The 12,212-nt window shown below is 40.6% G+C and carries 13 protein-coding genes; 2 read left to right on the top strand and 11 right to left on the bottom strand.

Annotated features, from left to right (window positions below; translation table 11 throughout):
- Nucleotides 1-65: 65 nt before the first annotated feature.
- The 3 genes from hypB to ABFX33_RS05135 all read right to left on the bottom strand — a co-directional run bounded on the left by hypB (nt 66) and on the right by ABFX33_RS05135 (nt 1,641).
- Entirely contained in the window at nt 66-794 is a 729-nt protein-coding gene (gene hypB, locus ABFX33_RS05125) for a hydrogenase nickel incorporation protein HypB (protein WP_120258501.1), read from the bottom strand.
- Between the two features lie 13 nt (nt 795-807).
- On the bottom strand, nt 808-1,152 hold the full coding sequence (locus ABFX33_RS05130) for a hydrogenase maturation nickel metallochaperone HypA/HybF (protein ID WP_077435628.1): 345 nt from the start codon (nt 1,150-1,152) through the stop codon (nt 808-810).
- Between the two features lie 90 nt (nt 1,153-1,242).
- Nucleotides 1,243-1,641, bottom strand: a complete 399-nt coding sequence (locus ABFX33_RS05135) for a hypothetical protein (protein WP_346084630.1) — start codon at nt 1,639-1,641, stop codon at nt 1,243-1,245.
- A 204-nt stretch (nt 1,642-1,845) separates the two neighbouring features.
- Here ABFX33_RS05135 and ABFX33_RS05140 point away from each other — a divergent pair, with 204 nt between their 5' ends.
- Nucleotides 1,846-2,586, top strand: a complete 741-nt coding sequence (locus ABFX33_RS05140; RefSeq protein ID WP_346084632.1) for a YqjF family protein — start codon at nt 1,846-1,848, stop codon at nt 2,584-2,586.
- Between the two features lie 418 nt (nt 2,587-3,004).
- Here ABFX33_RS05140 and katG read toward each other — a convergent pair whose 3' ends face one another.
- The gene (gene katG, locus ABFX33_RS05145) at nt 3,005-5,284 is read right to left on the bottom strand and encodes a catalase/peroxidase HPI (RefSeq protein ID WP_346084634.1); all 2,280 of its coding nucleotides are present in this window, start codon (nt 5,282-5,284) and stop codon (nt 3,005-3,007) included.
- Between the two features lie 267 nt (nt 5,285-5,551).
- Between katG and ABFX33_RS05150 the strand changes: the two genes are divergently transcribed.
- Complete coding sequence (locus tag ABFX33_RS05150) at nt 5,552-6,133, top strand: DUF4126 domain-containing protein (protein WP_346084635.1); 582 nt, start codon at nt 5,552-5,554, stop codon at nt 6,131-6,133.
- Between the two features lie 154 nt (nt 6,134-6,287).
- Here the strand turns inward: ABFX33_RS05150 and ABFX33_RS05155 are convergent, their stop codons facing one another.
- The 7 genes from ABFX33_RS05155 to ABFX33_RS05185 form a co-directional block, all read right to left on the bottom strand.
- A complete protein-coding gene (locus ABFX33_RS05155) occupies nt 6,288-6,740 on the bottom strand; it encodes an Hsp20/alpha crystallin family protein (RefSeq protein ID WP_257088991.1) in 453 nt (150 codons plus the stop codon).
- A gap of 107 nt (nt 6,741-6,847) precedes the next feature.
- Nucleotides 6,848-7,141: a hypothetical protein gene (locus tag ABFX33_RS05160; RefSeq protein ID WP_257088989.1), complete on the bottom strand. Its 294-nt coding sequence runs from the start codon at nt 7,139-7,141 to the stop codon at nt 6,848-6,850.
- Nucleotides 7,142-7,386: 245 nt separating this feature from the next.
- Entirely contained in the window at nt 7,387-7,725 is a 339-nt protein-coding gene (locus ABFX33_RS05165) for a hypothetical protein (RefSeq protein WP_077436740.1), read from the bottom strand.
- Nucleotides 7,726-7,735: 10 nt separating this feature from the next.
- The gene (locus ABFX33_RS05170; RefSeq protein ID WP_199768592.1) at nt 7,736-8,293 is read right to left on the bottom strand and encodes an RNA polymerase sigma factor; all 558 of its coding nucleotides are present in this window, start codon (nt 8,291-8,293) and stop codon (nt 7,736-7,738) included.
- A gap of 202 nt (nt 8,294-8,495) precedes the next feature.
- Nucleotides 8,496-9,377, bottom strand: a complete 882-nt coding sequence (locus ABFX33_RS05175) for an FAD:protein FMN transferase (RefSeq protein WP_346084637.1) — start codon at nt 9,375-9,377, stop codon at nt 8,496-8,498.
- Between the two features lie 140 nt (nt 9,378-9,517).
- On the bottom strand, nt 9,518-11,716 hold the full coding sequence (locus ABFX33_RS05180) for a PepSY domain-containing protein (protein ID WP_346084639.1): 2,199 nt from the start codon (nt 11,714-11,716) through the stop codon (nt 9,518-9,520).
- Between the two features lie 6 nt (nt 11,717-11,722).
- Nucleotides 11,723-12,208: a DUF2271 domain-containing protein gene (locus ABFX33_RS05185; protein WP_257088969.1), complete on the bottom strand. Its 486-nt coding sequence runs from the start codon at nt 12,206-12,208 to the stop codon at nt 11,723-11,725.
- Between the last annotated feature and the right edge of the window lie 4 nt (nt 12,209-12,212).

Below are 12,212 nucleotides of genomic sequence, written 5' to 3' on the forward strand. Positions count from 1 at the left end.
CATTCAAACTTTGCGCTGTGATCAACCATCGTTCCATCTGATCGTTGATCACCTTCGCACATTTATTATTTCGCCGCAGCTACTTTCTGTTGTTCTTTTTTCAGTTGGACTTTCTCTTTCAACCAGTCACACCAGCTATCTAGGCCATCTCCATTCAAGGTACTGATTGTAATCACTTCCAGGTTTGGATTGACTTCACGTGCATCTTTTGTCACGGCATCTACAGAGAAAGGCACATAAGGTAACAAGTCTGCTTTTGAAACAAGCATTAATTCGCTGGTCAAAAACATACGTGGGTATTTTTTTGGTTTATCATCACCTTCGGTTGTCGCCAATAAAGTGACCCGATAGTCTTCACCTAGATCAAAAGCCGAAGGGCAAAGTAAGTTTCCGACATTTTCGATAAATAACAAATCAATACCTTCGATATCGATGTGGTCCAGTGCCTGCAGAATCATTTGTGCTTCGATATGGCACATACCGCCGGTAACGATCTGCAACGCATTGATTCCAACATCACGCATACGGATCGCATCACGTTCCGTTTCAGGATCTCCCACTAACACAGCAATGTTTAGATCTTTTGAAAGACGCTTTCCAGTCTCTTGCATCAAAGTTGTTTTACCAGAACCCGGAGAAGAGCATACATTAATCACACATACATCTTTCAGTCTGTCACGGATACTTTTAGCGACAAAATCATTTGCCTTTAATAAATGTAGGGTTGTATTTTCACATTGAACCGAACCGACACGGTTACCTAAACTTTTAGGGTTTTGAGTATTGTCTGACATGATAAATGATTTTTTAATCGTGTTTAAAAATTACTTTGGAAATATAGAGTTCATTTCCTTGAACAATTGTACTCGAAGGTTGTCCACAGTCGCAGACAAATCGGTGAAAATGAACAGGAAAATTCTTCTGACAGTGCTCACAATAGGCGATGATATCATTTACCACAACCTCCATTTCCATATCCCGGTAATGGGTATTTTCGGTGATAAATGCGTCAAAAGCATTTTGGATCAGCACAGGCTGCACATTGGACAATAGTCCGGCTGTCACCTGAATTTTCTGGATATCATCCACTCTGGTCTCGTAATGCGAGGTCAGGGTATCGAAGATATCCTTTACTATACTTAGCTCGTGCATTGGTATATTTTAAGAAATCAATAAAATAAATTTAGAATAGAAATTACGATTTTTCGTTCAATTTCCGTGAAGGGTAAAAGTTCAAAATCGTTAAAATGGAATTTTTATTTGCTCAAAAAGCAGGAACCGTGCTATGGGAATCGGTTCAATATCCAAAATATGCAGATAACGGTAGTCGTTCTGCAAAGCCGAAGGCAGTAATTCGTGCCAGAGCAAATCGACGACAACTACCCAGCGGTCTGTTAACCAATCCTGATTATTTTCGACGTCCAATTCGGCGATAGATTGCACCGATGGGTATAAAGGATCTAAATCTGGATTGTCTAATTTTTGAGGGGTAGATAGCGAAAAGTCAACTTTATTTGGTTCAGTTTTTAGGGAAGATATCTCGCGGTGAAAACTATCACTTTTCGGTACAATACTGTTTGCATTTAAACTTTTAAATGAAACAAACAGAACTGTAATTAGAAAAATAAAGTGCTTCCACATAGCTGCAAACTAACAAAGTAACAAGTTTCCTTTTGAAAACAACACAAAGTTACTACCGATCAAACAACAAAAAGTAGCACAAATCTTGAATTTTATTTCACAAAATAGGAAAAGCCCAAAGAAAATTCCATAATTCTTCATATATTAAATTAAAATTTGGTTAAAGCGAGATTAAAATGATCTTAGAGGTATAAATTGAAGATTTTGGCGCAAAAAATTAAAACAATTTTAAGAGATTATCATCATCGTCCATGGCCTATGTCAACTAACCCCTGGCGATACTATCAGGAATGGCTTGATTTACTTTTTTTACATTTTCAAGTCGATTATGATCTACTCCGGCCATTAGTTCCTGCCGAATTACAAATCGATCAGCATGAAGGTAGCTGTTATGTATCTTTGGTTGCCTTCAAGATGAAAAATATCCGTCCCAGAAATTTGCCTGCATTCCCACCTATCTCGGACTTTTATGAGATCAATGTACGCACCTACATCGATCAGGATGGTAAAAAGGGTGTTTATTTTATCCATATTGAAGCCAGTAAATCCTTATCCACATTTATTGCAAAAAAATTATCGGGTCTGCCTTACGAAAAGTCCACCATGCTGCGGAATACACAAGGGTATCACAATCTTAACAAAGAAAGGGACTTTAGGTTGAAAACGATCTTTGCGGTGACCGATGAGATTAAAATCAAATCCAGCCTTGATACCTGGCTTACCGAACGCTATTGCCTTTACCTGAACAAACCCGATGGAATATATTGTTTCGACATCCATCATTCGGAATGGCCCTTATTTTCAGTGCAGTTGCAAGAATGCCAGTTGAACTATACAGTTGGTGATATTCATCTCCATAACGAAAATATTGCGCTGATACACTACTCTCCAGGTGTACAAGTACTGGCCTGGAACGCTGTAATGATCAAGCCCCACCAACGGTAACAATAATATTTACATTCACATTTTCTGGGCAAATCCATCTGCTGAAATGCAAAACCCCAGGAGAAAACTATACTTTCCCTTAGGGGAATCCTGCGTCCTCCGAGGGGAATTTGTTTTTACCCGAAATCTAGGCCTGAGAAAGCTGAATAACAAATTATGGGATTAAAGACAATAGACTAATTTTTTAACAAAAAACAAATTGTAATTCAATAAAAAAATAGGGTAAAATTCCGCCAAAAAATCTTTCGTATCTCCTGAATTTTGGCGGAATTTTACCCCTACTATCACCCTTTAATTTTGTATACAACGCAAAAAAGGCCTGTACCACTGATCATGTACAGGCCTTCCTATTATTAATCGCTTGTCAGGCGCCGCTACTATGCTTTGAAATTACATTAGTGAGCGGTGCTCCGTCCAGTTATCTGTGTAAATCAAAACGATCCAATTCCATCACCTTATTCCAGGCAGCGATAAAATCTTTAGCGAATTTTTCTTTCGCATCAGCACTACCATAGATTTCAGCAACTGCTCTTAATTCAGCGTTAGAACCAAATACCAGATCTGCACGTCCAGCAACCCATTTCTTTGCGCCCGTTTTACGGTCTGTCCCTTCAAAGAGTTCCCGATCCTGCGAAATTGCTGTCCAAGCTGTCCCCATGTCCAATAGGTTCACAAAAAAGTCATTGGTCAATTGTCCAGGACGTTCGGTCAGCACACCTGTCTGAGAGCCATCAAAATTAGCCTGCAGTACACGCATACCACCGATTAAAACGGTCAATTCCGGAACAGATAAAGTCAGTAATTGTGCTTTATCAATCAATAATGATTCTGTGGAAACAGTGTAGGAACCCTTCCGATAGTTTCTAAAGCCATCAGCAATAGGTTCTAAATATCCCATTGATTCTACATCAGTTTGTTCTTGAGAAGCATCCATACGTCCCGGATTAAACGGAACCTTTAGCGCATGTCCGCCAGCCCTTGCCCCCTGTTCGATTGCTGCTGCACCGGCAAGGACAATTAAATCAGCCAACGACACCTTTTTACCGCCTTGTTGTTTACCATTAAAATCCTGTTGGATCTGCTCCAGCACAGTTAGCACTTTTTGCAATTGCGTCGGGTTATTAACCTGCCAATAACGTTGTGGCGCCAAGCGAATACGGGCTCCATTTGCTCCACCACGCATATCCGACCCCCGGAATGTAGAAGCCGAAGCCCATGCGGTAGTCACCAACTCCGCGATACTAAGACCTGACGCCAAAATAGCAGATTTTAAACCCTCAACATCGTGTTCATCGACCAATACATGATCTACAGCTGGAATAGGGTCTTGCCATAACAATTCTTCGCCAGGTACTTCAGCTCCAAGATAACGTTCACGTGGACCTAGATCACGATGCGTTAATTTAAACCAAGCGCGTGAGAAAGCATCCGCGAAAGCATCCTGATCTTCATAGAATTTACGGGAAATCTTTTCGTAAACAGGATCAAAACGTAAGGACAGATCCGTTGTCAACATCGTAGGTCTACGTTTTTTATTTGGGTCAAAAGGATCGGGAACAGTAGCTTCCGCTCCCTTGGCTACCCATTGATGCGCGCCGGCGGGACTTTTTGTAAGTTCCCATTCATTTTCAAAAAGATTTTTAAAGAAAAGGTTCGTCCATTCTGTGGGTTTCTGGGTCCAGATAACTTCCAGACCACTGGTAATGGCATCAGTACCGACCCCAGTACCGTAACTGCTTTTCCATCCCAGTCCTTGCTGTTCAATCCCTGCAGCTTCAGGTTCCTTACCAACATTATCGGCTGGTCCGGCACCATGTGTTTTTCCAAAAGTATGTCCTCCTGCGATTAGCGCAACAGTTTCCTCATCATCCATCGCCATACGACCAAAAGTGTCCCTAATATCCTTTGCCGCTGCAATAGGATCGGGGTTTCCATCTGGTCCCTCTGGGTTCACATAAATCAATCCCATCTGTACAGCTGCCAAAGGTTTTTCGAGATTGCGCGAATGTTCTTTACCATCAGCATTGTCATCCGCTGATAAAACACCGTGCGACTCAACCACACCTTCAGAACCATGTGCATAACGTACATCTCCACCTAACCAGGTTTTTTCTGATCCCCAGTATACATCCAATTCCGGTTCAAAAGCATCTACACGTCCTCCTGAAAAGCCAAAAGTTTTAAATCCCATTGATTCCAGTGCAACATTCCCCGTTAGGATCAATAAATCTGCCCACGAAATATTCTTACCATATTTTTGTTTGATCGGCCACAACAGTCGACGCGCCTTATCCAAGCTCACATTGTCAGGCCAACTATTTAAAGGTGCAAAACGCTGCTGTCCAGAACCTGCACCACCACGACCATCACTTACACGATAGGTTCCTGCACTATGCCAGGCCATCCGAATAAATAAGGGACCATAATGTCCAAAATCTGCCGGCCACCAATCCTGTGAATCTGTCATCAATACATGTAAATCTCTCTTAACGGCTTCCAGATCCAATTGTTTGAAAGCTTCAGCATAATCAAAACCTTCATCCATTGGATTTGATTTTGTCGCATGTTGTCTCAAAAGATCCACACGAAGTCTATTTGGCCACCAATCTTGATTTTGGGTTCCCCCTCCCGCAACGGCGTTGCGCATAGTTCCATTGTGAAATGGGCATTTGCTAATGTCTTTTTCGTTGTTGTCCATATTAAAAGAAAGTTTATTTATATAATACCTTAAATGATCAAATTGTTTGACTTTTACTTTCATAAAATTAAACAAATACACGATCGTCTACTCATCGAATGATTCGATACAATATAATCAAAATCTATAAATAGAACTAAACATTATAAAGACAAACAGTTACAACGAACAGGAGACTCCATTTGTTCCGCCGTTCACAACAATTTTAAAAACAAAAAACACTCTTTTTTTATTCTACTAATAGATAGAACTAAGCATCCATTTATCATGGGAGAATTATCCACATATCTGGTCAGTGCATTTATTGGTATTAGTCTGGCTGCGGCAACAGGTTTTCGAATTTTTATGCCTCTGTTTTTGCTCAGCTTGGGCTGTCGTCTGGAATTATTTCAGGTGGGTAATGAATGGGCTTGGGCAGGTTCCAATTTGGTACTGATCACCACAAGCATCGCGATGGTTATCGAAGTTGCCGCTTACTACATACCCCTTGTTGACAATATTCTGGATACCATATCCATTCCTTTGGCAACGATTGCGGGAACATTACTATTTGCGGTGCAGTTTACAGATATTTCTCCGTTTTTCCGCTGGTCAGCGGCCATTATCGCCGGAGGAGGAACTGCGGCAACGATCAGTACCGTACTGGCTGGTACAAGAGCTGCTTCTTCCATCGGTACTGCGGGTCTTGGCAATTTTATTATTTCGACCATGGAGACTATTGGTTCCTCCGTCTTAACCATTCTAGCCATATTCGTTCCTTTTATGGCTGTTTTGGTCGTTTTCGCCTTATTCTATTTCTTCGGGAAGTTTGGAAGAAAACAACTGCAAAAGAAGCTTAAAAAAACATAAAGGGAAAAGCCTCCAAAAATAAAAGCTCCCTTAGAATTGAGTATTCGAAAAGAGATTATAGGGAGGGTGCCAACTAAATTAAAGAAAAAGGGGTTGTCCACAATACAGACACCCCTTTTTCTATGTGCTATAAAAGCGTTACAACCCGTCAAACCTAGTCAATAATGACTTCTTGCGGTCTTTTTACCTTGTCGAGGTCCTTGGGAAGAATGACGGTTAGTACACCATCTTCAAAACTGGCATGTACGTTATCTGTAAGCACCTGTTCATTTAATTGAAATTCACGCTCAAATGCAGTCCCCAAATGCTCCTTATAGATATAAGCTGTCGCATCGTTCGTATTTTCTGTACAGGAAATCGTTAAGATTCCTTCATTTATACTTACCTGAAATTGCTCTTTCTTTCGGCCTGCAGCAAATACCTGCACTTCGTAGAACTCAGAATTTTCAGAAATATTTACAGGAACAAATTGCTGGCCCTCTCCGCGCTGTCCTGCTTCGCCTTCAAAAAAATGCTGTTGAAATTTTTCAAAGCGGTCTTTGAAATGTTGACCGCAAAATCTATTTTGATTTGAATGTCCGTTGGAATAATGATCTCTTTTAAACATGTCTTTATTTTTTTAGTAATGAATATTGTGTATTGCGCAATGAGCAGTCCAAGGGACTTCGCTATTGCCGCTATCTATGTTATTTGGTTTTCTACCAAGTCCAGCTATTAATATACCGGAACAATTGTCGCATTCTTAACCCGTTGTTGTTTGTGTAAAGGAACGATTGCACTATTCGTCCTCGAAGCACTGTACATTCCTGGATGGACCGAAGCCTTGTCCATTTTAAATGAACGCATTTCTCTCCTGCGCATTTTGGCCATTGCAAAGCTTCCTATTCCGAATAAGATCGTTGCTACCAACAACAGCTTAAAGATCGCTCCCATAATCAAGCTGGCTAAACCCACTATTACCGTCAATGCTATCAAGCGGGGTAATATAAATCGAATTTTATTTTTCATTTTTTCTTTAATTTAATTGTTCTTTAAACCCAAAATCTGTCAATCCACTAATTGGTAATCCTATTCGATATACTTCTTTCGTTGTCAATTTCTCAACCCGCATAATTGTTGTATATCGCTAGTAACAGATCATCGCGTCCTGTCATTCCCTTTACAGTGTTTCTTCAGCTTTTGGCATAAAAAAGGCGCCTTTATAGAAGAAGACGCCTGTATCAGGTTTTTACTTTAAAAAATTTACTTTTTTTTCAGAATCCGCATCGTCCACTGAAACGACGTTTCCATTCCTCCCGCAAGCGCTCCCTTTCCTCTTCCGAAAGATCTTCATGGCGGCCCATATCAGGGGGGAAATTTTTACGGAACCCACCCCTTCCCGGCTTACCAAACCCACGTCCAAATAGAATGCGTGATAGTACAAACAGTCCAAACGCCTGCCAATACGTGATTGCCTTCAAACTGAAAATATCACACATCAATGTATTCCACAGATATTGCAACAAGGCTACCAGCAAGAAAACTCCAATGATAATGGCAACAAACACAAAAGCAAATTTACCTTTTCCTTGTCTTCTCATTCTTCTATTCATAGCTTTATTTTTAAAATTTTAATTCTTCATACAAGTTCCGCAAACGTAAACGCAGATGTTTTACAGCATAGCCCTTTCTGCTTATGATCGTTTTCAGATTTTCATTTTCCATGTCGGCAATCTCCTGTAAGGTTTTATCTTCAATTTCATTGAGCATAAAAACCCGACGTTGTTTTTCGGGCAATTCTTCGAGGGCTTTCATCAATTCATCCCAAAAAATGTCTTTGAATAATTTGAGTTCAGGGTTGTTCGAATCATCGGCCAGTAGAAACTGACGTATCGGAAAGGCTGTATCCACTTCCTCTCCATCCGCCATTAAATCATCAAGTGACTCATCTTTCTTTTTTCGATAACTATCCGTAATCTTGTTTCGCGTTACAGCATACAACCATGCCCCAGCATTTTCCAGTTCGTCCATATTGGTCAAACGACTGAATTGATACCAGACTTCCTGCAAGATATCCTCGGCATCTTCCGTCTTTTTGACCTTTCCTTTTACAAAACGCAGCAATTGACTCCCATAGGTCTTGACGATGTCTGTAAATGATCTGGAGTTTTTTTCTGCCATATGATTTTGGTATGCAATGTCCATAATTACATAGACGAACCAACAAAGCTTTTACTCTAAATTATTTTCAGCTGTGATGCAGCTATCTGATTTATTCATGCCTGTATGTTTTACACTGCATTCATGAGCTCAATCTTTCGGTTCACCCAGTGTAAAGAAATCATGATGGTTGCATGAACATACAGGTTGTTATTTAATAGGATTACTTGCGTTTATCCCGGACAACCTTTCCTTTGTCTGTAATAAAGATAAAACGATAATTTGGGAAATTACGGATTAATTTCTTTCCATCTTTTTCACCCAGCACCATAATGGAAGTACTTAGGGCATTGGCTATTTCTACCGACGGCCCATAGATTGTTACCGAAGTCAGTCCGGTAGCTGGATATCCGGTGATGGGATTAATAATATGGGAATAACGTTTTCCATTGATTTCGGCATATTTTTCATAGCTGCCTGAGGTAGCGACAGCTATTTCATTCAAGCGAAGAACCCGAACCATCTGATGTGATTTGAAGGGGTTATTCACCCCAATCTTCCAGGGTTCACCATCTGGTTGGCTACCCCAGGTAGATAGATCTCCCGAAGCATTGACGATTCCAGCAGTGATTCCACGGGCTTTCATGATTTCCCTTCCCCGATCGGCGGCATAGCCCTTCCCGATCGAGCCAAAGCCAATTTTCATGCCCGGAAGTTCCAAGAAAATAGTCGAAGCAGCACTATCCAAAACAATATGTTTATAGCCAACTTTGGCAACCGAATTTCTGATCGCATCGGCAGAGGGCATTGTATCCATACTGCCATCAAACTTCCATATTTTATCTAAAGCCACAATACTAATATCAAAGGCTCCTTGTGAATTCCGGCTGTATTGAATTGCCCTTTTGGTCAGGTCAAATACTTCGCGGTCAACTTTAACAGGTTTAATCCCTGCATTGCGGTTGACCTCCGAAATCTGCGTATATGGACGCCACTCCGAAATTAGGTTTTCGATACGTTCAATCTCTGCAATGACTTCGACAATATGCTGGTTGGCCTGTACGCTATCCTGATCAACTAGGGTAATCTCAAAAACAGAACCCATAAGGGTTACCTGTTTTTTGAGCATTACCTGTGAAAAACCGTTAGCAACGGCTATCAACCAAAATATTGAAATCAGTAAATATTGCTTATAATAATTCATCACACATTGTCAAAATAAATGATAGCATAAGATTGTCGTGTTTAATAACAATCTGTCAGGATCTGACCATTTTCTTTGTAGATGTTGATCGATTTGCCTGTACTTACCAGCAGTATCTCGTTTAAAGTTGCTTCGACATCCTGTTGCATACGAAGTGAACCACATAATAAGATACAGCCCTGTTGTTCGAGCAATTCAACAAAGTACGTACCATCCTGACGGATCAGATCCATCACATACTGCCCCTGCTGTTCCCGTGAAAAAGCCAGCTGTACATCGTTCAGTTGTCCCAGTTTTTTTTGTTCATCGGTAAATTCCAAATATTGTGCTGTCATCTCATTGTTCTTGCGGAAGCCTGCATAGAGTTTGACAGGTATTTTATACTGATTTTCTGAAATCATACCCAAAAACGGTGCAATACCGGTTCCATTTGCAATCAAGGCTACAGCAGGTGCTGCCTTGGGAAAATGAAAACTTGGATTGGCCATGACACGCGCCTCCAGAACCTGATCAACTTTTAGTTGGTATAGAAATCCCGAGCCAAAACCATCAGGAAATAGCTTGACGACCAATTGAACCATCCCATCCTTACATCCAATGGAATAGAAACGTTCCCGTTGATCCTGCGCCGGATAGATGGCCAACAAATCTCCGGACTGCACTTTCATTTTTCCAAGAGGTTTCAATAAAAGTGTAAAGGTACTGTTGCTCTCTGAAACAGTTGATCTGGCCATAACTTTAAATTTCTTCAATCCAACAACTTTGGAACTGTATATCGCTGGAGCAGAAGCCAAGGCAATATTGGTATGTTCACTCCAATGATGTACCCATGAAATCAGTTCATCAACACTTTTGTCATTGACCGTATGTAGGGCTATCAGTCGGGAGGCCCATGCTTGCTCACTGAGCGACTTGTCTATTGCATACGCATAAGCACAAAAATCAGGGTATGCTTTCGATCCAAAACCGAGAACAGAGAAATTAATCGACTGCTGCTGTGGATAGGCCAACAGCTTTTTCTCAAACTGAGTCGCATTGGAAGGCGCTGTTCCCAGACCGTAGGTGGACGTAAACAGCAAAAGATGTTTTGCTTTTGGAAAATACTGATAGTGGTTCATGCCAAGCAAAAGTGATTTTTTACCATCCGCCAACAGCTGTTTGTGAATCTGATTGGCAAAAAACAAGGTACTTCCATTTTCAGTACCTACCAGAATAACAATTTCGGCGTCGGCCGCCTTATACTTATTCTTAATCTTTGTTCGTGTACGTTTGAAGGTAATGACAAAACCTGTATAAATAAAAAACACAATATTCAGTGATGCAAGCCCCAAAATGATGGCCCATATCATATTGGTCTTACCCGTGTGAAGGTCGAGCGAAAATTGTTCTGCAAGTGCAGTAAAGGGATACTTGACTTCTTTATGTATGGCACCGTTCAATTGATTTACGGTCAACTCGCGGTCTTTCAGTTTGAGAACATAATATTCGTCAGGATCTCCTTCCATAAAAGGAAACTCTACCTTAACTACATCGTTAAGCTTCGTTTTTTTGAAGATCGGAAAATCGGTTATCGCCAGCTCCTCGGTCTCATTTTCCTTCACGGGATATTCAACCGTTTGGTTTGTCTTCTTTAACAGTTCGATTCGGACCATAAATAAATAGGTCCCCGTCAAAGCCAAAATTAAAATGGGTATTAGAAACAACCGCCCTGAAACAACATGAAAATATTGTGCGAAGAAATCCCGATTGATTTTGGCAAAGAAATGTCGAACGCCCTGTTGACGTTTGATAATCAACACCAAACCTGAGATTGTAATCAAAAATAGTAGAAAAGAAGCGATGCCAATAATGATTCGGCCGGTTACCTTTAAGAATAGGGAACGATGCAGGGCCGTAGTCCATTGAACAAACTGAGTTTTGTTCTTTTGCGCACCCAGATATTTGCCGGTTTGTGGGTTAATATATCCTTTTACAGTATTTCCCTCAGCATCTATGGCGTCAATGCTCACAAATTGATTGTGGTCAACCGAAATTTCAATAATTTCAGGATAAACCTTTCGCAGACTGGTAATGGTCTGCGAAAGATTCAAAGAATCTATATTTTCTATTCGATAGGGTGGTATTTTTTCATTGACGGCGTCAATGGCTAAAATTACGCCCGTGACCGATAATAATAGTAAAAAAACAGAAGAAACAAGGGCTAAGGCTAAATGTGCATACCTCCAGACAGATACCAGCATTTTTTCTTATTGTACTTTATTTAATTTGACAAGCTTAATGTATCCCTTACCATTTGCTTTTTCAGTGATAGCCTCTTTTGTTAATGGGATTTCTACATCTGCAGTATGATATTTCTGTTCTTCGACAGCGGATTCAAAGCGAAGTTTATACCCTTTGTTAAATTTAGACTCATCTATTTCCAAAGTACGCATCGCACGATCACCTCCACCAACGGAAGCACCAGTCACTGCACTCAGCTTTTCTTTGGTTTTAGCCTGAAATTTATACCATTCTTTCAATGTGTTATACCATTGTTTATCTGGCCCCAATACGGCAAGTGTTTTATCGTATGCCCCCTTCGGGTTTATGAGTGAAATAACAACATAAGCTCCCTCCCCTTGATAAGCGTTCATTTGGATCATACATTTATACTTACCCGTTTGGGCAAATGTGCTAACAGAAACTGCAGAAAACAAAAGTGTGATTAGCGCGATCTTAATTATAGTATTCATCTTA

It is taken from the genome of Sphingobacterium ginsenosidimutans, from assembly GCF_039536865.1.
Taxonomy (GTDB): Bacteria; Bacteroidota; Bacteroidia; order Sphingobacteriales; family Sphingobacteriaceae; genus Sphingobacterium; species Sphingobacterium detergens.